Genomic DNA, 21,007 nt, shown 5'->3' on the forward strand with positions numbered 1-21,007 from the left:
GCGGAGACCGGGTGGGGGCGGCCCGCTGAGACTGACTCCGACATCGCCTTTGTATCGCTCGGCCGCCCCCACCCGGCGCTGCGCGCCTGCCCTCCCCCGCAGGGGGAGGGAGAAACTCCGCCTTATCCCCCCTGCAACTGCTGCTTGACCCGCTCGGCCAGGGTCTTGATGTCCAGCGGCTTTGGCAGAAACGACACCCCGGCCTCGTCCTGGAGCAGGTCGGAGAAGTCGCTCTCGGCATAGCCCGAGATGAACATGACCGGTGCGTCTCCCAGATAGGGCCGGGCCTTCTTCAGCAGGGACGGCCCGTCCAGTCCCGGCATGATGACGTCACTGATCAGCATGTCGATCTGGCCAGACCACTCTTCGGCCAGGGCCAGGGCCTCCTCGCCGTCGGCGGCCTCGATCACCTCATAGCCGCGCTGGCGCAGCAGCCGGGCGGCGATGCCACGCACGGCGGCCTCGTCCTCCACGAACAGGATGCGGCCGTTGCCGGACAGGTCGCGCGGCGCGGCCTTGACCTTGGCTTCGACCGGGGCGACCTCGGTCAGCTCCTGGGCCGTAGCGGCGGGCAGGAAGATGCGGAAGGCGGCGCCCGCCCCCTCGATGTTGGCCACGGCGATATGGCCGCCCGCCTGCTGGACGATGCCATAGACGGTGGCCAGCCCCATGCCGGTGCCCTCGTTGACCGCCTTGGTGGTGAAGAACGGCTCGAAAATCTTGTCCAGCAGGGCCGGGGGCACGCCGGGGCCCGTGTCGGACACCTCGATCAGGGCTCCGTCCTCGGCGGGCGCGTCCAGCCAGCCCATCTCGCGGGCCTGGCCTTGCGTCAGGCGGCGGGTGCGGATGGTCACGACCGCGTCGCCGGGCGCGACCACGCCGCGCATGGCGTCCCTTGCGTTGACGGCCAGGTTCATCACCGCCGTCTCCAGCTGCGACTTGTCGGCGAGCACCACCGGCAGGTCGCGGCCGTAGTCGGTCTCCAGCCGCACGTCCTCGCGCAGCAGCCGCCGCAGCAGGACGGCGAACTCCCCGACCAGTTCGCCCAGGTCCAGCCGCTCGCGCCGGACCGTCGATTTCCTGGAGAACGCCAGCAGCTTCCTGACCAGATCGGCGGCCCGGATGCCGGTCTGGCGGATCTGGTTCAGCCCCTCATAGGACGGATCGCCGACCGGGTGCCGCTCCAGCAACTCGGACAGCTGCAGCTGGATGGCCGTCAGCAGGTTGTTGAAGTCGTGGGCCACGCCGCCGGCCAGCTGGCCCACGGCCTGCATCTTCTGGGCCTGCGACAGCTGGAGCTCCATCGACTTCTGGGTCGAGACGTCGAACAGCCAGACCCGGCGCTTGTCGCCCTCGGGCGCGACATACAGGTGCAGGCTGCGATCCGGGTGAGCCCGGGCCACCAGTTCGATCGGGCCCGACGACCCCTCGGCCAGCCGTTTCCGGGCTTCCGCCACGCCCGCCGGGTCGAACAGATGGCCGAAGGCGGCGTTTCTCGCCGCCGCCGGGCCGGTCAGCACCGCCAGTGCCGGATTGGCCTCCTCTGCATGGTCGGCGAACAGGTCCTCGCCGCCGATCACGGCCGAGCCGAACGGCGCTCCCGCCGCCATGGCGCGCCCCTCTCCGGCGGCGGCGACATAGCCATTGGTCGCTGCCGGCGCGGCGGTGGAGGTCGCGGAATGGGTCAGGGCGGCCTCCGGCGCCTCCCGCACCAGGAAGCGGCCGGGCCCCGCCTGGGCGATCAGCACCTCGAGCTCGCGCTCGCCGATGGTGACGATGGCGCGTCCCTGATGGCCTGACCGGGCCTGGGCGAAAGCCATGTAGAGAGCCTGGGCCGAAGAGCCGCGTGGCAGGGCCGTGGTCGCTCCGTTCTGCGAGGCCCAGGCCCCGTTGAAGGCCAGGACCTGACCGGAGGCCCAGACGAGAGCCGCCGGCTCGGCCAGGGCATCCAGCATCTCGACCGCCACGTCGCCGTCCGGGCGAGCGGGACGGCGCGCCTCCTGCCGACCGAAGGCGAACAGGCCCAACATAGCCACGGCCGCCACGGCGATCATCAGGATCATGTGCGGTGTCGTCACCGGTCCGGCCTGGAAGGCGGGCCAGGCCAAGGCCGCGATGGCCACGGTGAATCCCAGCGCCATCAGCACCAGGGACAGGTCGAAACGGCGGGGGGACGAGGTCACGGAGCGCGGCTCCCGGAGCGAATCAGTGGCGCAGTATAGGGCAGATACGAGGGTCGAGGGTCGAGGGTCGAAAGCGGGCTTCGAACCCGGCGTCGAACCACTCATCCCCTCGACCCTCGACCCCCGGCCCTCGACCCTGTTCGCTTCTGCATCACGAAGCCGATCACCTTGGCCGCCGCCTCGAAATGCTCGCGGGGGATCGTCTCGTCGATGTCGACGGCGGCATAGAGGGCGCGGGCCAGGGGCACGTTCTCGACGATCGGCAGGGAATGATCGCGCGCCACCTCGCGGATGCGCAAGGCCACCGCGTCGACGCCCTTGGCCAGACAGATGGGCGCGGCGTCGCCCTGATCGGGCTCGTAGCGCAGGGCGACGGAATAGTGGGTCGGGTTGGTCACGATCACCGTGGCCTTGGGGACGTTGGCCATCATTCGCTGGCGGCTGCGCTGCATCCGGATCTGCTTCAGCTTGGCCTTGATATGCGGATCGCCCTCGGATTGTTTGTAATCTTCCTTCAGCTCCTCCTTGGACATCCGCATCCGCTTGGCGAAGCGCATCCGCTGCCACAGGATATCTCCACCGGCGGTCAGGCCCAGGAGGACGAGGGTCGAGGCCATCAGGGCGATGGCCAGGTCGCGCGCCAGCGGCAGGATGGTCGCCGGGTGCATGGCGGCCATGTTCTCGAACTCGCGCATGTGCGGTTTCAGCACCATCCAGCAGACCACGCACACAGCGATCAGCTTGATCAGGGTCTGGACGAACTGCATCAGGCCGTCGGGCCCGAAGATGCGCTTGAAGCCCTTCAGCGGGCTGATCTTCTCCAGCTTGGGCTTCAGCTTCTCGGCGGAGAAGATCAGGCCGTTGGTCTGCAGCACCGTGCCCGAGATCCCGCCGATGATGGTGGCCACCATCACCGCCGCCAGGAACGGGGTCATCGACCACAGGGCCCGGGTTGCCAGCTCGATCCCCGCTCCCGCCTCCAGCCCCCCGATCAGGGCATGCGGCTGGGCGATGAAGGGCAAAAGGGTCTCGGCCATGGAGGTCGCGAACCATCCCCCGGCCATCAGGATGACGGCGGCGGCGCCCATGAGGCTCAGGGCCGGGGCGACGTCCATGGACTTGGCGACGTCGCCCTTGCGTCTGGCCTCCTCGAGTTTTCGCGGGGTGGCCTCTTCGGTTTTCGACTCGGGATCGGTGTCCTCAGCCAACGCCGCCTCCGGACGAGACGAACAGATTGGCCAGGGTCCGGTAGCGGTCGATGAAGACCGTTCCGAGCACGCCCAGCGACAGGGCGAAGACCGACAGTCCCAGGATCACGCTCAGGGGGGCGGCGGCGAAGAAGATCTGGAACGCCGGCATAACCCGGCCCACGAGGCCGCTGGCAAGGTTGAAGATCAGGGCGAAGACGATCACCGGCGCGGCCAGCTGCACGCCCAGCAGGAAGCTGTCGCCGATCGTCCTCACGGCCAGTTCGGTGAAGTCGCCGGTGACCAGCGGCCGCACCGGGGCGATCAGCTCATATGACCCCACCAGCCCGGCGATGAAAAGGTGATGGGTGTTGGTGGCGAAGACAAGCACCGTCCCCAGCAGCATCAGGAAGGCCGCGATCGTGGTGCCCGGCTGGGCCTGAAGGGGATTGGTGGTCTGGGCGAAGCTGAGCGTGGTCTGCAGCGAGACGATCTCGCCGGCCACGGCGAGCGCGGCGGTGAAGGCGCGCAGCACGGCGCCGATGGCCAGGCCGGTGATGACCTCGCGGATCACCCAGCCGACGGCCGAGCCCAGGCTGGCGGGCAGGGGCGGCAGGGCTCCGCCGACGATCGGCCAGATGGCCAGGGCCACGACCAGCGCCAGCGACAACCGGATGCGCGGCGGCACATAGCTCTCGCCGATGCCCGGAAGGCTGAGCAGGACCGCGCCCACCCGGGCGAAGACCAGGCCGCCGGCCCAGACCTGATCGGCGGTGGCGTAGGGCTCCATGGACCCTCCCCCGCTCTAGGCCGTCATCCTCGGGCTTGACCCGAGGATCGGACGTGCCGCGCCAGAGTGCAGGGGGTTGGAGGCATGACCCGTCCGGCTTTCTGTCCTGCCGGTGGACAATCCGATCCTCGGATCAAGTCCGAGGATGACGAGCGTGATGGGCACGCGCGTCACATGCCCGAGATGCGGGCGGCGATCTGGCGCATGAAGGCCCCGAGCAAGCCCCCCATCAGCGGCAGGAACAGCAGCAGCGATATGAAGATGGCGATGATCTTGGGCGCATAGACCAGGGACTGTTCCTGGATCTGGGTCAGGGCCTGGAACAGCCCGATGCCGACGCCAACGACCAGGCCCACCAGCAGAACCGGCGCGCACAGCTGGATGGTCAGCCACAGGGCGTCGCGGCCCACATCCAGTACTTCCGCGCCGCTCATGCCCACTCCACCAATCTTCCGGCCCTGGCCCGCTTGAGGCCCGCCGCCGGATACTCGGCAGAAAATGCCGGGAGCGTGGTTAATGCGGTGTTACCCGGCCCGCCCTTGGCTGGACGAAAGGGCGATCAGACCGCCACGCTCTGGTCGCCCGCCGCGGCGTGGACCTCGTGGCCCAGCGTCAGACCCAGGTCCCGGGCCCGGTCCATGGCGTCCGCGCCGCCCAGGCCGCTGATCTGGCCGCTGCGGCGCCAGCGGGCGGTGCCGTCCGGGGCCAGCATTTCGGTGGTCAGGGTCAGGGTGTCGCCCTGGATCACGCCGTGCGCGCCGACCGCCGTGCGGCAGGACCCCTCCAGCGCCACCATGGCCCCGCGCTCAGCGGCCACGCACAGGGCGGTGGGACCGTGGTTCATCGCCCGGACCCAGGCATGATCGGTGTCGCCCTCGCGCGTCTGCAGCGCCAGGGCCCCCTGACCCGGGGCCGGCAGGAAGGCGTCGATGGACAGAAAGCCGCGCACCGCTTCGGATCGACCCAGCCGGTTCAGGCCCGACGCCGCCAGCAGGATGGCGTCGAAATCGCCCTCGGCCGCGCGACGCAGGCGGGTGTCGATATTGCCCCTCAGCATCTCGATCTGCAGGTCGGGTCGAAGCGCCAGGGCCTGGGCCTGGCGACGCAGGGACGCGGTGCCGAGGCGGCCTCCCTGGGGCAACGCTTCCAGTCCGTCGAAGTCGCGGCTGATGAAGGCGTCGCGGGCATCCTCCCGTTCGGGAATGGCGGCGATGGTCAGGCCGGGCGGCTGTTCGGCGGGCACGTCCTTCATGGAATGGACGGCGATATCGACGCGGCCGTCCAGCAACGCCTCCTCGATCTCCTTGGTGAACAGGGCCTTGCCGCCGACCTCCATCAGTCGCCGGTCCTGGATCTGGTCGCCGGTGGTGACGATCTCGACCAGCACCACCTCCTCGATCGGCAGGGCCATGGCGGCGGCGATGGCCCGCTGCATCATGCCGGATTGGGCCAGGGCGAGGGCGGAGCGGCGGGTGCCGATTCGGATGGTGGGCATTCGGGTCCGTTGCGTCAGGGGGGCCGGGTCGTTACCTGACGCCGGTGGAGAACTCAGGCGACCTTAGCAGCGCCGGCGACGCCGGAAAGGCGTTTTCCGATCGCGCTCGCGCTCAAGCAGCGAGCGACCGCGTCGCGAGCGATAGCGCCCCAGACTCCGTTCGCGCTCAAGCAGCGAGCGACCGCGTCGCGAGCGATAGCGCCCTGACCGTTCTCGGCCTGGAGACCAGCTGCGACGAGACGGCGGCCTCGGTGGTGCGTCTGGCGGCCGACGGGTCGACCGAGGTGCTCTCCTCTGTGATTCACAGCCAGATCGAGGATCACGCAGCCTATGGCGGCGTCGTGCCCGAGATCGCGGCGCGCAGCCACGTCGAGATGATCGAAGGCGTCGCCGCCCGCGCCATGGCCGAAGCGCGGATCGATTATGGGGACCTGGACGGCGTGGGCGCCACCGCCGGACCCGGCCTGGTCGGCGGGGTCATGGTCGGGCTCGGGTTCGGCAAGGCGGTGGCCCTGGCGCGGGGCTTGCCCTTCGTCGCGGTCAACCATCTGGAGGGGCACGCGGTCTCGGCCCGGCTGGGGGCGCGGGTCGATTATCCCTTCCTGCTGCTGCTGGTGTCGGGCGGGCATTGCCAGCTGCTGGAGGTGCGCGGAATCGGCGACATGAGCCGGCTGGGGACCACCATCGACGATGCGGCCGGAGAGGCCTTCGACAAGATCGCCAAGGCCATGGGGCTGGGCTATCCGGGCGGTCCGGCGCTGGAGCGGCTGGCGGCGACCGGCGACGGTCCGCGCTTCGATCTGCCCCGGGCGCTCCTGGGCCGCAAGGACTGCGACTTCTCCTTCAGCGGCCTGAAGACGGCGGCGTCGCGGATCGCCCAGAGCCTGGAGACCGATCAGGACCGGGCCGATCTGGCCGACGCGGTCCAGAGCGCCATCGCCCGCCAGCTTTCGGAACGCACCGACCGGGCCATGGCCGACTACGCCGAGCGGCATGAGGCGAGGACGCTGGTGGTCGCGGGTGGCGTGGCGGCCAACAGGACCGTTCGCCGGGTGCTGGAAGAGGCGGCGGCGCGGCGCAGTTTCGCCTTCGTCGCCCCGCCACTCGTCTATTGCACGGACAACGCCGCCATGATCGCCCTGGCGGGGGCAGAGCGCTTGCGGCTCGGTCTCATTTCGGACATCGACGCGCCGGCGCGGCCGCGATGGCCGCTGGACGAAGCGCGGGCGATCGCCGACCCTGTCCATCCGACGGGTCGAAAAGGCGCGAAGGCTTGAGGGGGCCGTCTTCCATGGAGTTTCGCAAGGCGGGGGTGATCGGCGCGGGGGCCTGGGGTACGGCCCTGGCCCTGGTCTGCGCGCGGGCCGGGCTGGATGTCGTGCTTCAGGCCCGCGAGCCGGAGGTGGTCGACAGCATCCGCGCCCGGCGCATCAACGAGGCCTTCCTGCCGGGCGTCGAACTGGACGCGCGCGTCTCCGTGACGCCGGACTTCGCCGACCTGGCCGACTGCGACCTGATCCTGGCCGTCCCGCCCGCCCAGTTCATGCGGTCCACCCTGGCCGCCTTCCAGCCCCATGCCAAACCCGGCGCGCCGATCCTGCTGTGCTCCAAGGGGATCGAGCGGGGCTCGCTGAAGCTGATGACCCAGGTCCTGGCCGAGACTCTGCCGGACGCGCCCGCCGCCGTCCTGTCGGGCCCCAGTTTCGCCGCCGACGTGTCGCGCGGCCTGCCGACGGCCGTGACGCTCGCCTGCGAAGACGCGGCGCTCGGCGAGGAACTGATGTGGACCCTGTCGGCCCCGGGCTTCCGGCCCTATCTGGCGACCGACCTGATCGGGGCCGAGGTCGGCGGCGCGATCAAGAACGTCCTGGCCATCGCCTGTGGGCTATCCGAAGGGCGCGGTCTGGGCCGCAGCGCCCACGCCGCCCTGATCACCCGGGGCTTCGCCGAGATGACCCGGCTGGGCGTCGCCCTTGGGGCCGAGCCCCAGACGGTGGCGGGCCTGTGCGGCCTCGGCGACCTGGTCCTGACCTGCTCCAGCCCCCAATCGCGGAACATGAGCCTGGGCCTTGCGCTCGGTCAGGGCCAGACGGTCGAACAGGCGCTCGCCGGCAAGCGGTCGGTAGCCGAGGGCTACGAGAGCGCGCCTGCCGTGCGCGAACTGGCGGCGCGGGCGGGGGTGGAGATGCCGATCTGTGAGGGGGTCGCGGCCCTTTTGGCCGGAGAGACCACCGTCGAGGGCCTGATCGACGCCCTGCTGTCGCGCCCGCTGAAGTCCGAACAGGGATGAGCGACCCGGCCCCGACGGACCGAAAGCGTGTCTGGACCACGCCGCCGGGGGTCGCTCTGTGCGCCCTTGAGGACATCGCCGAGCCCGGCTCGCGCGGCTTCGTCCTCCAGATCGGCGAGGCCTATTTCCATGGCTTCGTGGTGCGAAAGGACGGCGGTGTCGCCGGCTGGGTCGATCGATGCCCGCATCAGGGCTTCCCCATCGCGGTCGAGCTGGACCGTTATCTGACGCCGGACGGATCGCTGATCCTGTGCGGCTGGCACGGCGCGGTGTTCGAGCCCCTCAGCGGGGCCTGCGTCGGTGGCCCCTGCGCCGGCGGAAAGCTGACACCGTGGCCGGTCACCGCCGATGGCGGCGTGATCCGGACCGTCTGAGTCTACTTTTTCAGCCGCCGCGCGTTCGCCGTCGCCGCCGCGTGGATCGGCTTCAGGGCGTCGGCCTGGGCCTTCAGCAGTTCGGTGTTCAGGCTGAGCATCTGGGTCGAGGCCCGGCTCCACCAGCCCATGGCATAGCTCATCTGGGCCGAGGCGGCACCCTGGGGCGTCTTCGCTGCGGCCATGGCGGACGCAGCGCGGGCGGCGTGGCCCATCTCGTCCATGGCGGATTTCGACGTGCGGGCGGCGAGATCGCCCAGGGTGCCCGCGACGGCGGCGGCCGAGGCGCTCATGGCCTCCATCTTCTCGGTGCCCATCAGCGACATCTCGCGGACGTCGGCCTTCATCGGGTTGGCGAAGCCCTCCGCCATGATCGCCATCCTGGCGGCGATGACGTCGGAGGCGGCGCGCATCATCTCGCCGCCGTGGTCGGCGTTGGTGGTGGCGGTCTGGGCGTTGCGGACGGCGCGCTTTCCGGCCCGCAGGGACTTGTCGAGCATGGTCATGTCACCGGCTTGGGCCGCTTTCACCGGCCGGGCAAGACCTCATCGGCGAAGGCCGCCACATCCTTCAGCAGGGCGGGCACGGCAGCGTCGATGATCCGCTGGCCCTTTTCCGGGCTGGCCTGGCCGGGGTCCGAGCCGATCCGGCCGTCGGGGAAGCGGGCGCGGTAGTCGAGCGCGTCGCGGATCGGGCCGCTGGGGGCGATCTTCGGCGAGTACTCCGCACTCTTGATCCGGTCCGGATACGCCGCCTGGGTCACGGCGATCTCGGATGGGGTCGCGTGCATGCCGTGGCCGGTGGGGAAGATGGCGTTGCACAGGCCGTTCACGCCCGGCAGGTCCCACCAGTTCCGCAGCTTGAGCACATAGGGCGGCTCCTCCTCGACGAAGCTCCATTCGGCATAGAGCTCCGAGAAGGTCGCCTCGATCGTGGCGACGTTCCCGCCGTGGCCGTTGAGGAAATAGATGCGCTCGAAGCCGTGACGGCTCAGCGAACTGACCCAGTCGGTGATCGCCGCCATGAAGGTCGAGGGCCGCAGGCTGATGGTGCCCGCGAAGGCCAGATGATGCTGGGCCATGCCGATGTTGAAGGTCGGCGCGACCACCAGGCTGTCGTCGGCCTTCTCCGCCGCATGGGCGATGATCTCGGGGCACATCCAGTCGGTGCCCAACAGGCCCGTGGGCCCGTGTTGCTCGTTGGAGCCGATCGGCACCACGACGGTCTTGGTCGTCTTCAGGCGGGCGTCGATCTCGGGCCAGGCGGAGTAGGCGATCAGCATGGGAACTCTCGGTCGGGGAACGAGCGGCCTTCCTACGCCCCGTCGCCCCTGCGCGTCGATGGCGACTTGCGCGCCCGGCCCAAAGTCGCATTGATCCGGCCGTGACCGCCGCAACCCTGCCCGCCTCCATCGACGTCGCCGTGATCGGAGCGGGAGCCGCAGGGATCGCCGCCGCCAGACGCCTGGCGCGGGCGGGCGTCTCCGTCGTTGTGCTGGAGGCCCGCGATCGGATCGGCGGGCGGGCCCACACCGTCGGCTGGGACGGTCACGGGCTCGATCTGGGCTGCGGCTGGCTGCATTCGGCCGACGAGAACATGCTGGTCCAACCCATAGCCGAGGCCGGCTGGACCCTGGACCGGACACCACCGCCCTGGAGCGCCGAGGCCCCGATGCTGGACGCGGCCCCGGCCGAGCGCGCGGCCTTTTCGGACGCCTATGAGGCTTTCGAGGCCCGCGTCGACGCCCTCGCCGCCAAGAAGGTCGATCGGCCGGTCGCAGAGGCGCTCGAGCCCGGCGGCGTGTGGAACGCGCGGCTGGAGGCCATCTCCTCGGCCCTGAACGGCGCACCTTTCTCGCGCGTCTCGCTGCTGGATTTCGCCCGCTACAGCGAGTCCTCCGCCAACATCCGAGTGGTCGAGGGTTACGGGGCCGCCATCGCGGGCTTCGGTGCCGACCTGCCGGTCCGGCTGGGCTGCGCGGTCCAGACGATCGATGTCGGCGGGCCCCGCGCCGTCCTGCGCACCTCGGCCGGAACGGTCCAGGCCGACGCTGTCATCCTGACGGTCCCGACCTCGGTCCTGACGGCGGGTGCCATCCGCATTACCCCGGAGCCCGCCGACCTGCTGGACGCCGCCTCGGGCCTGCCGCTCGGCCTTGCGTCCAAGGTCCACATCGCCCTGACCGACGCCCGCGACCTGCCCGTCGATGGCCGCCTGTGGGGGCCCAGCGACACCGTCGAGGTCGGCCGCCATCATCTCAGGCCCTTCGGTCGGCCGATGGTCGAGACCTATCTGGGCGGCGATCTGGCCTGGGGGCTGGAGCGGGAGGGACAGGACGCGATGTTCGATTTCGCGCTTCAGGGTCTGGTCGACATCCTCGGGTCCGGCCTGCGCCGCCGCGCCGCGCCGGCCGCCGTGTCCGGCTGGGGCCACGATCCCTGGTCGCTCGGAGCCTATTCTCACGCTCTCGTCGGCCGATCCGGCGACCGCGCCCGGCTGCGCGCGCCGGTGGCGGGACGGCTGTTCGTCGCGGGAGAGGCCACGGCCGAACGGTTCTACGGCACCGCCCACGGGGCCTGGATGGAGGGCGAACGGGCGGCGGACGATACCCTGGCCCGACTCGGCGTTCAGACCCGCCCCGTCGAGGCCGAGGCATGAAGACGCCGATCGCCACGCCCAAGGCCAGAAAGCCTGTCGCCAAGCGCGCCGTCGCCAATCCGCTCGCCCGCAAGCCCGGCTCGGTCATGACCGGCGCGCCGGTGCCCATCTTCGCCTGGCCCCCGGACGAGGATCGGGTGGAGGATATCTTCGCCCGCCTGGCCCGCGTCATGCCAGAGCCCAGGACCGAGCTGCGGTTTCAGGACCCCTATACGCTGGTGGTCGCCGTCGCCCTGTCGGCCCAGGCCACGGACGTCTCGGTCAACAAGGCGACCGAAAAACTGTTCGCCGTGGCCGACACGCCAGAGGCCATGCTGGCGCTCGGCGAGGAGGGCCTGACCCCCTTCATCGCCTCGATCGGCCTGTATCGAAACAAGGCGAAGAACGTCATCGCGCTAAGTCGCCTCATCGTCGAGCAGCACGGTGGGGTGACCCCGCTGAATCGCGCCGACCTTCAGGCCCTGCCCGGCGTGGGGCGAAAGACCGCCAGTGTGGTGCTGAACGAGCTGGGCATCGAGCCCGCCATCGCGGTCGACACCCATGTGTTCCGTGTCGCGCACCGGCTGGGCCTCGCCACCGCCCCGACCGCCGACAAGGTCGAGGACCAGCTGCACGCCGTGGTGCCCGAGGCCTTCCTGGCCAAGGCGCATCACTGGCTGATCCTTCACGGCCGCTACACCTGCACGGCGCGAAAGCCCAACTGCGCGGGGTGCATCATCTCCGACCTGTGTCCGTCACGGGGCCTGATGGCGGCGAACGGAGAGGCGGCTCAGCCTTCGTCGAGCCGCGCGCGGACCGCCTCTGCGAAGAGCAAGCCCCGGTCGGGGGCTTCGGACAGATAGAAGTCCGGTTCGATCAGCTCTGCCTCCATCAGCAGCCAGCGGCTGTCCGAGGCCTGGACCATGTCGATCCGGGCATAGAGCAGCGGCTCTTTGATCGCGCCCAGCACCCGTTCGGCCAGGGCGAGCGCGGCCGCGGGCGGTTCGCCTACGGTCTGGTAGCGGCCGCCGTACTGGGACTGGATGCGGAAATCCCCGGCCTTGGCGGTCTTGTTGACCGCATGGCTGAAGCGGCCGCCGAAGAACAGCAGCGACAGTTCGCCCTCGGCGACGAGCTCCGGCAGGAAAGGCTGGATCATGGCCGCGCCGGGCGGCGGGTCGATCAAGGCTTCGCCGCGCGAGACCTTGGTCGTCTTCCAGGCTCCGGCCGAGACCGTCGGCTTCACGATCAGGGTGTCTGTCCCGAACCGGGCGAAGGCGGCCTCGACCTGGTCGGGGGTGACCCGGTCGGTCCACAGGGTAGGCGGAATGGCGACGCCCGCCGCCTCCAGCCGCTTCAGATAGGCCTTGTCCGAGTTCCACGCCAGGACCGAGGCCGGGTTGGCGATCCGGACCCCCGCCGTCTCCCAGACCGCCAGCGCCTTCAGCCAGTCCGAGTGCCTCTGGTGATAGCCCCAGGTCAGGACGCTCAGAACCAGCGGATAGTCGAGCAGCCGCCGGCAATCCTCGACGTGGTCGCTCCAGGACGTCGGCACGACGGTCACATCGACGGTCGCCAGCGCGGCGCCCAGCCGCTCCAGCACCTGGGGCCAGTGGGGGCCATAGGTGCCGTCGTCGGCGGCAGGGGTCAGGACGGCGATCTTGGTCATGGGCGCTGGCCATACAGGGTTCGCCGGCGGGGGCAAGCATGGGCTGGCGTCGGCTCCGTCGGGCCGCTAAGGGGCGCGCCATGACCCAAACCGCCCCCGAATACGACGTCTGCGCCGTCGGCAACGCCATCGTCGATGTGCTGGCCCCGTGCGAGCCCGCCTTCCTGACCGCCCAGGGCCTGACGCCCGGCTCCATGTCCCTGGTCGATGAGGACCAAAGCGCGGCGCTGTACGACGCCATGGCGGCGGGCGTCGAGGCGTCGGGCGGATCGGCGGGGAACACCGTGGCGGGCGTCGGCTCGTTCGGCGGGCGCGCGGCCTATCTGGGCAAGGTCGCCGACGATCAACTCGGCGGGGTCTTCACCCACGACATCCGGGCTGCCGGCGTCCACTTCGACACCCCCGCGCTGGAAGGCGGGGCCGGCACCGGTCGCTGCCTGATCAACGTCACGCCGGACGGCCAGAGGACCATGTCCACCTTCCTGGGCGCCGCCAATCAGCTGACGGTCGCCGACATCGACGCCGCCCTGATCGGCGACAGCGCCATCGTCTATCTCGAAGGATATCTGTTCGACCCGGCCCCGGCGCGGGCCGCCTTTGAAGCCGCCGCCGCTGCCGCTCACGCGGCGGGCCGCAAGGTCGCCATCACCCTGTCCGACGCCTTCGTCGTCGGCCGCTGGCGCACCGAGCTGCTGGCCTTCATCGAAGCTTCGGCCGACATCGTCCTGGCCAATGAGGTCGAGCTCCTGGCCCTGTTCGAGACTGAGGACTTCGACGCGGCGGCCGAGCGACTGGCGGCCATCGTCGATGTGGCGGCCGTGACGCGCGGCGAGCACGGCTCGGTGGTTATCCGGGGCGCCGAGCGGGCGGTGGTCCAGGCCTTTGCCGTGGATCGCGTCGTCGACACCACCGGCGCGGGCGACCAGTACGCGGCGGGCTTCCTGCTGGGTCTGGCGCGCGGCCTGTCGCTGGCCGACGCGGGCGCGCTCGGATCGCTGGCGGCGGCCGAGGTGATCGGCCACTGGGGTCCGCGCCCCATGACCTCCCTGCACGAACTGGCCGAGCAGAAGGGCCTCAGGCTCCACGCGGCCTGAGGGTGACGTAGAAGGCCCCGTCGCCGCCGTGGCGACGGTGGGCCGAGGCGAAGCCGGACACCACGCCGCGCAGGGCGTGGGACTGCAGCCATTCCTGGATCGAGGCGCGGATCACACCGCCACCGCGTCGCCCCTGTCCGGTCACGACCAGAACGGCCCTGTAGCCGCGCGCCTGGGCCCCGTTCAGGAACGCCCTCAGCTGGTCCTCCGCGTCGAAACGGCCGAAGCCGTGCAGGTCGATCGTCGCCTCGATGGGATCGCGTTCGCGCGACAGGCGGCGCTGGCGGCGGGGCTCCAGCGGCTCCGGCGCGCCGTGAGCGAGGACCGCGCTGACGGTCGCGGAGGGGGGCGTCTTTGGCGTGGCGGGGGGCTTCGACGGGTGAGCGAGGATCGGCCGCGCCTCCCGGACCTCGACCGCGGCGGGGGCCTCGGCGGCGATCCTCAGGGCCTTGCGCACCCGCGCCGGGGTGACCGAGCCTGAGACGCGGGCCCACAGGCGGCGGTCTTCGACGGACAGGTCTGGCGGTGGACGCCGGGCCACGCCTTCAGGTCTCGTCGTCGTCGAGGTCGGGCTCGGGCGGACCGGGCTCATAGGTCAGGATGTCGCCCGGCTGGCACTCCAGCTCGCGGCACAGGGCATACAGGGTGGTGAAGCGCACCGCCCGCGCCTTGCCCGTCTTCAGGATCGACAGATTGGCGACCGTGACCCCGACCCGGTCGGCGAGCTCGGTCAGCGACATGCGCCGCTCGACCAGCAGACGGTCCAGCTGAATCCGGATGGCCATCAGCGGGTCCTTCTTGCGCTAACGCTCGCCGCGCGGCGGCTCGCTGGCTGAGCGCGGGATCTGGTGGCCAAGCCCCTCATATGGTCAGCTCCGACTCGCGGCGAAGGCGCGCGCCCTCGCGGAAGACCTCGGCCAGCACGAAGACGACCAGGACCGAGAAAATCGGGGTCAGCAGTTCGCCGAACCCCTGTCGCTCCATGACGCCGGGCGCCAGTCGCGCGGCGACGACCCCTTGCGCCAGCCAGACCCCGCCGGTGACGACGGCCAGGATCAGCCCGACCTGACGCAGACGGCGCACATTGTCGGGCTGGAACGGGTCGCCGATGGTCAGGGTCCGGAAAATCATCCTCAGGTTCCGCAGGATCAGCAGGAACCCGCCGAAATAGGACGTCAGGGCGCCGACGCCGAACAGCAGCAGGGGCCGCGTCAACGGTTGCTGACGGCCCCCGGAATCATTCGACACTGTGATGTTCAGATTGGCGATGGGAACGAAGATCGAGGCGAGGAAAACCAGCAGCAGGACGGCGGTGATGACCATCAGCAGCACATAGGCCACGTCCAGCGCGATCTTCAGCAGGCTGGAGACAGAGCCGGGGCCCAGGGTCTTGAACGGCGTCTTGAAGGAAATGCGGAACGGGATCGCCCGTCCCAGGGCGCGGATCCCGGCCAGTCCCGGCGTCGGCCGGTCGGATCGTTCGGGATGGGATCGGTCGGAGGGCATCGGCGATCTCTCGCCGGGGGATCAGGCCGCGACGGCCGCGCGGGGTCCGGCGAACCCCGACGCGGCTCTATACATCGCGTTCCAGGTCAATGGAAAAGTGCCTTCTTACTTGGGTGGCTATCGCTCGGGACGCGGTCCCTTGCTGCTTGAGCCACTGTCTTTCTTGGGCGGCTACCGCTCGGCTCGCGGAGCCTCGCTGCTTGAGCCACTTTGCCTGTCGCCAACGTTCGGCTCGCGGAGCCTCACTGCTTGAGCGACGGTCGGGCGGGGTCGATCACAGGCAATCGTCGCTCAAGTAGCGAGCAACCGCGTTGCGAGCGATAGCGACCCCTCTTTAGAAGGACTGCACCAGGATGGCGACCAGCGCGGTCGGCAGGGCGGCGAGCAGGGCGGCGTTGACCAGGACGGTGCCGACCTTGTCCATCATCAGCGAGGCGTTCAGGGTGTTCATCGTTCTCTTCTTTCGATCCTGAGGGCGGGTCATTTGTTGCCCGCTTTCTCTGCCACTTGGGTTCGATTTGCTCGTTTCGATCAAACCGTGGAACGTTGTGGCCTCCGTTCGTGAGAACATAGATAGGCCGTGCAAGCTCGGTTTGCACGTTACATATCGTTTAACGATATTAAACTTCGGCAATGGAATGTTTCAGATCCGGGAGACTGCGTGAATCTCAAGCTTATCAAGGGGATGCGGCTCGTCGCCGCGACCCACAACGCCGGAAAGGCGCGCGAAATCCACGCGCTTCTGGACGGACATTACACCGTGGTCACGGCAGGCGAGCTGAATCTGCCCGAACCGGCCGAAACCGAGACCACATTTGTCGGCAACGCCATGCTCAAGGCCCGGCACGCGGCCGCCTTCTCGGGCGAGGTCAGTCTGGCGGACGATTCGGGACTGTCCGTCGTGGCGCTGGACGGCGCGCCCGGCATCTTCTCGGCCCGCTGGGGCGGGCCGGAACGCGACTTCGGCCTGGCGATGCGCAAGATCGAGGCGCGGCTGGAGGATTTAGGTGCCACCGATCGCAGCGCCTTCTTCACCTCGGCGCTCGCCGTCGCCTGGCCGGACGGGCCGTGCGTCGTGGTCGAAGGCCGCGTCGACGGGCAGTTGACCTTTCCGTCCCGGGGCGATCGGGGCTTCGGCTATGACCCGATCTTCATCCCCGAGGGCCATTCCCAGACCTTCGCCGAGATGGAGCCGGGCCTGAAGGACGGTCTCAGCCACCGCGCCCGGGCCTTCGAACAGCTGAAGGCCGCCCTCATTGACTCCTGACCGGCCGGACGGCGTCGCCGTCTATGTCCACTGGCCCTACTGCGCCCGCATCTGCCCCTATTGCGATTTCAACGTCGTCAAGGACCGGGGCTGGCGCGAGGAACAGGCGGTGCTGGTCCGGGCGATTCTGACCGATCTGACGGCCCAGGCGGCGGTGCTGGGGGGCCGGCCTCTGGCCTCGATCTTTTTCGGGGGCGGCACGCCGTCGCTGATGCGGCCCGAGGACGTGGCGGCGCTGATCGAGGCGGCCCAGCGGCTTTTCCCTGTGACCGGGACGGTCGAGATCACGCTGGAGGCCAACCCGACCGATGCGGAGGCCGTCCATTTCGCGGCCCTGGCGGACGCCGGGGTGAACAGGCTGTCGCTCGGGGTCCAGTCGCTGGACGACCGCGAGCTGACCTTCCTGGGGCGGAACCACTCGGCGGCCGAGGCGCGCCGCGCCATTCAGATCGCCGGGCGTGTCTTCGACCGGATGTCCATCGACCTGATCTATGCCCTGCCGGATCAGACCGTCGAGGCGTGGCGCGCAGCGCTTCTGGACGCGGTGGCCATGGGGTTCGAGCACGTCTCGCCGTATCAGCTGACCATCGAGCCGACCACGGCGTTCGGCCGGGCCTTCGCGCGCGGCACCCTGATCCCGCCCGACGAGGACCGGGCGGCCGACCTTTACGAGGCCACCCAGGACCAGCTGGGGGCGGCGGGCTTCGAGGCCTATGAGGTGTCCAACCACGCCCGGGGCGAGGTCGCCCGGTCGGCGCACAATCTGCATGTCTGGCGTGGCGGGGACTATGTCGGCGTCGGGCCCGGGGCGCATGGGCGGCTGACCCTGGACGGCGCGCGCACGGCGACGGTCGCCCACCGGCGGATCGCCGCCTATGTCGAGGGGGTCGCCGGCGGCGCGCCCTGGTCTGAGCGGGAAACGCTGGACGCCGAGGCGGCGGCCGAAGAGCGGGTTCTGCTGGGGATGCGAACGGTCGAGGGCGTGGCCCTGCTCGACCTCGTGCCTCTGGGGCTGGGGCTCGAGGATGGCCGGATCGCCGACCTACTGGCCGACGGCATGGTCGAGACGCGCGGGGACCGTCTGATCGCGACGGCGCGGGGACGGCCGGTGCTGGACGCCGTGCTGAAAGCCCTCCTGACGTGAGATGCGACCCGCCATTGTGGCCCGGCACCGCCGCTGTCACCTTCCGTCGATGACCGAGCCCTCGCTCTTTCCGCCGACCGCCCCACCGCCTCGGCCGGTGTCGGCGGGACTGTATCTGGTCTCCACGCCGATCGGGAACCTGCGCGACATGACGCTGCGCGCGCTCGACGTGCTGGCGGCCGCCGACCTGGTGCTGGCCGAAGACACCCGGGTCACGGCCAAGCTGCTGGCCGCCTATGGCCTGAAGGCCCGGCTGGAACGCTGCGATGACCATGCCTCCGGCCACGCCGCAGACCTGGCGATCGCGCGGATCGCCGAAGGTGGTGTGGTCGCCCTGGTGTCCGATGCCGGCACGCCGGTGGTGTCGGACCCGGGCTTCGTCGTCGCCCGGGCGGTGATCGCGGCCGGGCAGCCGGTCCACCCGATCCCCGGGGCCTCCAGCCTCTTGGCGGCGCTGGTCCTGTCGGGCCTGCCCGCGGATCAGGTGACGTTCGTGGGTTTCCTGCCGCCGAAGTCGGCGGGCCGGATCGCGGCCCTGACCGAGCTGAAGGCCGCGCGTCAGACCCTCGTGGCTTTCGAAAGCGGCCCCCGGCTGCGCGCCAGTCTGACCGACATGGCCGCCGTGCTCGGCCCCCGCCCGGCCGCCGTGTGTCGTGAGCTGACCAAGCTCTACGAGACCTGCGTGCGCGGACCTCTGCCGGACCTCGCCGTCCATCCGGCCCTGGATGCGCCCAAGGGCGAGATCGTCGTGGTCATCGGCCCCGGCGAGACCGAGGTGGCCAGCGCCGCTGACGCCGACGTCGCCCTGACCGAGGCCCTGACCCGGCTGGCGCCCGGCGAGGCGGCCTCGGAAGTCTCGCGGGCGCTCGACCTGCCCCGAAAGCCGCTCTATCGCCGCGCGCTGGAGCTTCAGGGGCGGGGATGACGCCGCCCCGCCTTGCGCGTCCGCCCAAGCCTGCGCGTCCTCGGTCGGCGCGGCGCGTGGCGTCGGGCGGCCGGTCGTTCCGCCAAGGGCACGCGGCGGAATGGATCGCCGCCGTCTGGCTGATGGCCAAGGGCTACCGCATCCTGGCGTTTCGGCTCAAGGTGCCCGGAGCCGAGATCGACATCCTGGCGCAACGCGGCCGGACCCTCGCGGTGGTGGAGGTCAAGCGCCGCGCCACCGCCGAGGCCGCCGACCTCGCCCTGCAGGCCGGTCAGCGCGAACGGCTGCGGCTCGCCGGCGAACGGGTGTTGCGCCAAAGACCCGGTCTGAGGGGCTTGGTGTTGCGGATCGACACGGTGACGCTTTCACCCGGCCGGTTTCCGCGTCATCGTCGAGGCCTGTAGTGCCACAGGTTTTCGCTCCGAAAGCCTTGGGACCGGTCGTCGGGGGACGTCGTGACGCGCGAGGAGGCCGAAGATCAGCTGCGGGAGGCCGGGACCGTCGATGACGACGCCTTTTTGCTGCTCGACACCGCCATCGCCTGCGCCATCCACGACTCACCGTTTCGCGACGAGCGGCCGGCGCGGAGGCTGGCCGATGCCGCGGCCGACCGTCTGGCCGAACGGATCCTGAGCGAAGGCCCCGACGACGCCCTGGCCGAGACCATGGCCTCCGACCTGCGGCTGAACGGCGACCTGCTGGCCTATGACGATCCGGGCAACACCGATGTGATCGATGTGGCCGAGCGTCGGCGGGGCCTGTCGGCGGCCCTGTCGGTCTTCTATCTGGATGCCGCGCGGCGGGCGGGCGTGAAGGCCCAGGGCGTCGATTTCCCTAACCATTTCCTGCTGCGGGTCGAGACGCCGGCGGGGCCTGTGGCGCTGGACCCCTTCAGTCAGGGCCGCGTGGTGATGCCGTCCGAACTGACGCGCCGGGCCCTGCTCGCCGGGCTGACGCCCCATGTCGCGGACCGCCTGGATGTCCTGATGGCTCCGGTCAGCGACCGTCAGGCCCTGATCCGGCTGCAGAACGTGCTGTTCAGCCGGGCCATCCGGGCCGGGGACTTCCAGTCGGCGGAGCGATCGGCGGTGCGCCGCGCCCTGCTGGACCCCGAGGATCACCGGCCCTGGCTGGACGTGGCCGCCGCGCGAGAGAAACAGGGGGCCCTCAACGGCGCGCTCGACGCCCTGGCCCGGGCCCGCGCCGTGGCGGGACAGGAGGCGCCCGTGCATCAGGTGGCCATGGAGCGGCTGCGGATGCGGCTGAACTGACAGCCGACAGCCGACAGCCGACGGCCGAGGGCCAGGCGTGGAGGTGGCCATGGGTCATCTCAAGCCTCCCTGGTTCTTGCGCAGACACCTTCCGCCGCCCATTACCTGCGGGATCGGGCGCGTTCGCGCTCAGGCCGTGACACGGCGCGCGCCAACCGTCAGCGCCCCTAAGGAATGCCTTCCATGCTGAACGTCGCCATCCAGATGGACCCGATCGAGGGGGTCAATATCGACGGCGACACCACTTTCTTCCTGGCGATGGAGGCGCAGGCGCGCGGCCATAGGCTCTGGGTCTACGATTTCCGCACCCTGGCCCTGGAGGACGGCGACCTGTTCTGCCGGGCCCGGCCGGTCACCCTGCGTCCCGTGGTCGGCGACCATGTCAGCTTCGGCGACGAGGTCCGCCTTGACCTGGGGCGCGACGTCGACGTGATCCTGATGCGTCAGGACCCGCCCTTCGACATGGCTTATGTGACGGCGACCTATCTGCTGGAGACGGTCCATCCGCGCACCTTGGTCGTGAATGATCCGGCCGAGGTGCGCTCGGCACCGGAGAAGCTGTTCGCCACCCGGTTCGCGGGCGTCCAGCCGCCGACCCTGATCAGCGCCGACCCGGTCGCCCTGGTCGACTTCCACGAACGACACGGCGACGTGGTGCTGAAGCCCCTTCACGGCGCGGCGGGGTCTGGCGTGGTGCGGCTGAAGGCGGGCGATCCGAACCTGGAGGCCCTGATCGAAATCCATGCCGCCGCCAGCCGCGATCCCCTGGTGATCCAGAAATTCATCCCGGCGGTCTCCAAGGGCGACAAGCGCATCATCCTGATCGAGGGCGAACCCGTCGGCGCGATCAACCGCGTCCCGGCCGAGGGTCAGGTGCGGTCCAACCTGCGGGTGGGTGGCACCGCCGCCCCTGTGGACCTGACCGATCGCGACCGCGAGATCTGCGCCATCATCGGCCCGGAGCTCAAGGCGCGGGGCCTGATGTTCGTCGGCATCGACGTGATCGGAGACTATCTGACCGAGATCAATGTGACCTCGCCGACAGGGGCCGTGCAGCTGAAGCAGTTCACCGGCATCGACGCCGCCGCCGTCCTGTGGGACGCAATCGAGGCCAAGCGCATTCCGAGCGCATAACGCCGCTCTTGCAAATCGCGCGGGTTCATGGTTCGTTCTCT

At 70.1% G+C, this 21,007-nt stretch carries 23 protein-coding genes; 12 read left to right on the plus strand and 11 right to left on the minus strand.

Annotated elements, in window-relative coordinates; all coding sequences use genetic code 11:
- Positions 1–122: 122 nt before the first annotated feature.
- The 5 genes from cckA to hemC all read right to left on the minus strand — a co-directional run bounded on the left by cckA (position 123) and on the right by hemC (position 5,655).
- Entirely contained in the window at positions 123–2,183 is a 2,061-nt protein-coding gene (cckA, locus tag ABN401_RS00440; RefSeq protein WP_432763504.1) for a cell cycle histidine kinase CckA, read from the minus strand.
- Positions 2,184–2,284: 101 nt separating this feature from the next.
- Positions 2,285–3,391, minus strand: coding sequence for a flagellar biosynthesis protein FlhB (flhB, locus tag ABN401_RS00445; RefSeq protein ID WP_349682847.1), 1,107 nt, complete (start codon positions 3,389–3,391; stop codon positions 2,285–2,287).
- Positions 3,384–4,160, minus strand: a complete 777-nt coding sequence (fliR, locus tag ABN401_RS00450; RefSeq protein ID WP_349682848.1) for a flagellar biosynthetic protein FliR — start codon at positions 4,158–4,160, stop codon at positions 3,384–3,386. Before fliR ends, flhB begins: the two co-directional genes overlap by 8 nt.
- Before the next feature lie 170 nt (positions 4,161–4,330).
- Positions 4,331–4,594 carry a flagellar biosynthesis protein FliQ gene (gene fliQ / locus ABN401_RS00455; protein ID WP_229476371.1) on the minus strand — a complete coding sequence of 88 codons (264 nt, stop codon included), beginning with the start codon at positions 4,592–4,594 and terminating at the stop codon, positions 4,331–4,333.
- A gap of 125 nt (positions 4,595–4,719) precedes the next feature.
- Positions 4,720–5,655: a hydroxymethylbilane synthase gene (gene hemC, locus ABN401_RS00460; protein WP_349682849.1), complete on the minus strand. Its 936-nt coding sequence runs from the start codon at positions 5,653–5,655 to the stop codon at positions 4,720–4,722.
- Positions 5,656–5,858: 203 nt separating this feature from the next.
- On the opposite strand from hemC, the gene tsaD reads away from it, so the two are divergent.
- From tsaD to ABN401_RS00475, 3 genes are read left to right on the plus strand one after another with little or no spacing between them, the layout of a single operon-like run.
- The gene (gene tsaD / locus ABN401_RS00465) at positions 5,859–6,932 is read left to right on the plus strand and encodes a tRNA (adenosine(37)-N6)-threonylcarbamoyltransferase complex transferase subunit TsaD (RefSeq protein WP_349683239.1); all 1,074 of its coding nucleotides are present in this window, start codon (positions 5,859–5,861) and stop codon (positions 6,930–6,932) included.
- Positions 6,933–6,946: 14 nt separating this feature from the next.
- Complete coding sequence (locus ABN401_RS00470; protein WP_349682850.1) at positions 6,947–7,945, plus strand: NAD(P)H-dependent glycerol-3-phosphate dehydrogenase; 999 nt, start codon at positions 6,947–6,949, stop codon at positions 7,943–7,945.
- Positions 7,942–8,319 carry a Rieske (2Fe-2S) protein gene (locus ABN401_RS00475; protein ID WP_349682851.1) on the plus strand — a complete coding sequence of 126 codons (378 nt, stop codon included), beginning with the start codon at positions 7,942–7,944 and terminating at the stop codon, positions 8,317–8,319. The genes ABN401_RS00470 and ABN401_RS00475 overlap by 4 nt, the downstream gene beginning before the upstream one ends.
- A 2-nt stretch (positions 8,320–8,321) precedes the next feature.
- On the opposite strand, the gene ABN401_RS00480 is transcribed toward ABN401_RS00475, so the two are convergent.
- Both ABN401_RS00480 and ABN401_RS00485 read right to left on the minus strand, forming a co-directional pair.
- On the minus strand, positions 8,322–8,825 hold the full coding sequence (locus tag ABN401_RS00480) for a phasin family protein (protein WP_349682852.1): 504 nt from the start codon (positions 8,823–8,825) through the stop codon (positions 8,322–8,324).
- A gap of 20 nt (positions 8,826–8,845) precedes the next feature.
- On the minus strand, positions 8,846–9,601 hold the full coding sequence (locus ABN401_RS00485) for a creatininase family protein (RefSeq protein WP_349682853.1): 756 nt from the start codon (positions 9,599–9,601) through the stop codon (positions 8,846–8,848).
- A 101-nt stretch (positions 9,602–9,702) separates the two neighbouring features.
- Here ABN401_RS00485 and ABN401_RS00490 point away from each other — a divergent pair, with 101 nt between their 5' ends.
- Both ABN401_RS00490 and nth read left to right on the plus strand, forming a co-directional pair.
- Positions 9,703–10,977, plus strand: a complete 1,275-nt coding sequence (locus tag ABN401_RS00490; protein ID WP_349682854.1) for a flavin monoamine oxidase family protein — start codon at positions 9,703–9,705, stop codon at positions 10,975–10,977.
- Positions 10,974–11,819: an endonuclease III gene (gene nth / locus ABN401_RS00495; protein ID WP_432763505.1), complete on the plus strand. Its 846-nt coding sequence runs from the start codon at positions 10,974–10,976 to the stop codon at positions 11,817–11,819. Before ABN401_RS00490 ends, nth begins: the two co-directional genes overlap by 4 nt.
- Here nth and ABN401_RS00500 read toward each other — a convergent pair.
- Positions 11,747–12,625, minus strand: coding sequence for an ATP-grasp domain-containing protein (locus ABN401_RS00500; protein ID WP_349682855.1), 879 nt, complete (start codon positions 12,623–12,625; stop codon positions 11,747–11,749). The two genes, nth and ABN401_RS00500, sit on opposite strands and share 73 nt — an antisense overlap.
- An 80-nt stretch (positions 12,626–12,705) precedes the next feature.
- On the opposite strand from ABN401_RS00500, the gene ABN401_RS00505 reads away from it, so the two are divergent.
- A complete protein-coding gene (locus tag ABN401_RS00505) occupies positions 12,706–13,719 on the plus strand; it encodes an adenosine kinase (RefSeq protein WP_349682856.1) in 1,014 nt (337 codons plus the stop codon).
- Here the strand turns inward: ABN401_RS00505 and ABN401_RS00510 are convergent.
- From ABN401_RS00510 to ABN401_RS00520, 3 genes are all read right to left on the minus strand, one after another.
- The gene (locus ABN401_RS00510) at positions 13,700–14,260 is read right to left on the minus strand and encodes a Smr/MutS family protein (protein ID WP_349682857.1); all 561 of its coding nucleotides are present in this window, start codon (positions 14,258–14,260) and stop codon (positions 13,700–13,702) included. The genes ABN401_RS00505 and ABN401_RS00510 overlap by 20 nt on opposite strands.
- Positions 14,261–14,264: 4 nt before the next feature.
- Positions 14,265–14,504 (minus strand): helix-turn-helix domain-containing protein, encoded by a 240-nt coding sequence (locus ABN401_RS00515; protein ID WP_349682858.1) that lies wholly within the window; start codon positions 14,502–14,504, stop codon positions 14,265–14,267.
- Between the two features lie 76 nt (positions 14,505–14,580).
- On the minus strand, positions 14,581–15,225 hold the full coding sequence (locus tag ABN401_RS00520) for a DUF2975 domain-containing protein (protein WP_349682859.1): 645 nt from the start codon (positions 15,223–15,225) through the stop codon (positions 14,581–14,583).
- Positions 15,226–15,886: 661 nt separating this feature from the next.
- On the opposite strand from ABN401_RS00520, the gene rdgB reads away from it, so the two are divergent.
- From rdgB to gshB, 6 genes are all read left to right on the plus strand, one after another.
- Positions 15,887–16,492: an RdgB/HAM1 family non-canonical purine NTP pyrophosphatase gene (gene rdgB / locus ABN401_RS00525; RefSeq protein ID WP_349682860.1), complete on the plus strand. Its 606-nt coding sequence runs from the start codon at positions 15,887–15,889 to the stop codon at positions 16,490–16,492.
- Positions 16,482–17,636, plus strand: coding sequence for a radical SAM family heme chaperone HemW (gene hemW, locus ABN401_RS00530; RefSeq protein WP_349682861.1), 1,155 nt, complete (start codon positions 16,482–16,484; stop codon positions 17,634–17,636). The genes rdgB and hemW overlap by 11 nt, the downstream gene beginning before the upstream one ends.
- A 49-nt stretch (positions 17,637–17,685) precedes the next feature.
- On the plus strand, positions 17,686–18,561 hold the full coding sequence (rsmI, locus tag ABN401_RS00535; protein ID WP_349682862.1) for a 16S rRNA (cytidine(1402)-2'-O)-methyltransferase: 876 nt from the start codon (positions 17,686–17,688) through the stop codon (positions 18,559–18,561).
- Positions 18,558–18,965, plus strand: a complete 408-nt coding sequence (locus tag ABN401_RS00540; RefSeq protein WP_349682863.1) for a YraN family protein — start codon at positions 18,558–18,560, stop codon at positions 18,963–18,965. The genes rsmI and ABN401_RS00540 overlap by 4 nt, the downstream gene beginning before the upstream one ends.
- A 51-nt stretch (positions 18,966–19,016) precedes the next feature.
- On the plus strand, positions 19,017–19,832 hold the full coding sequence (locus ABN401_RS00545) for a transglutaminase family protein (protein WP_349682864.1): 816 nt from the start codon (positions 19,017–19,019) through the stop codon (positions 19,830–19,832).
- 183 nt (positions 19,833–20,015) lie between these two features.
- Positions 20,016–20,966 (plus strand): glutathione synthase, encoded by a 951-nt coding sequence (gene gshB, locus ABN401_RS00550; RefSeq protein WP_349682865.1) that lies wholly within the window; start codon positions 20,016–20,018, stop codon positions 20,964–20,966.
- Positions 20,967–21,007: the final 41 nt, after the last annotated feature.

The organism is Brevundimonas aurifodinae, assembly GCF_040195595.1.
GTDB lineage: Bacteria > Pseudomonadota > Alphaproteobacteria > Caulobacterales > Caulobacteraceae > Brevundimonas > Brevundimonas aurifodinae.

Coding starts and splice junctions, on each gene's coding strand:
- hemC (WP_349682849.1), bottom strand. CDS start 5,655: ATGCCCACCATCCGAATCGGCACCCGCCGCTCCGCCCTCGCCCTGGCC.
- ABN401_RS00485 (WP_349682853.1), bottom strand. CDS start 9,601: ATGCTGATCGCCTACTCCGCCTGGCCCGAGATCGACGCCCGCCTGAAG.
- ABN401_RS00505 (WP_349682856.1), top strand. CDS start 12,706: ATGACCCAAACCGCCCCCGAATACGACGTCTGCGCCGTCGGCAACGCC.
- fliQ (WP_229476371.1), bottom strand. CDS start 4,594: ATGAGCGGCGCGGAAGTACTGGATGTGGGCCGCGACGCCCTGTGGCTG.
- ABN401_RS00480 (WP_349682852.1), bottom strand. CDS start 8,825: ATGACCATGCTCGACAAGTCCCTGCGGGCCGGAAAGCGCGCCGTCCGC.
- gshB (WP_349682865.1), top strand. CDS start 20,016: ATGCTGAACGTCGCCATCCAGATGGACCCGATCGAGGGGGTCAATATC.
- ABN401_RS00500 (WP_349682855.1), bottom strand. CDS start 12,625: ATGACCAAGATCGCCGTCCTGACCCCTGCCGCCGACGACGGCACCTAT.
- ABN401_RS00515 (WP_349682858.1), bottom strand. CDS start 14,504: ATGGCCATCCGGATTCAGCTGGACCGTCTGCTGGTCGAGCGGCGCATG.
- ABN401_RS00475 (WP_349682851.1), top strand. CDS start 7,942: ATGAGCGACCCGGCCCCGACGGACCGAAAGCGTGTCTGGACCACGCCG.
- rsmI (WP_349682862.1), top strand. CDS start 17,686: ATGACCGAGCCCTCGCTCTTTCCGCCGACCGCCCCACCGCCTCGGCCG.
- ABN401_RS00540 (WP_349682863.1), top strand. CDS start 18,558: ATGACGCCGCCCCGCCTTGCGCGTCCGCCCAAGCCTGCGCGTCCTCGG.
- ABN401_RS00520 (WP_349682859.1), bottom strand. CDS start 15,225: ATGCCCTCCGACCGATCCCATCCCGAACGATCCGACCGGCCGACGCCG.
- ABN401_RS00470 (WP_349682850.1), top strand. CDS start 6,947: ATGGAGTTTCGCAAGGCGGGGGTGATCGGCGCGGGGGCCTGGGGTACG.
- fliR (WP_349682848.1), bottom strand. CDS start 4,160: ATGGAGCCCTACGCCACCGCCGATCAGGTCTGGGCCGGCGGCCTGGTC.
- nth (WP_432763505.1), top strand. CDS start 10,974: ATGAAGACGCCGATCGCCACGCCCAAGGCCAGAAAGCCTGTCGCCAAG.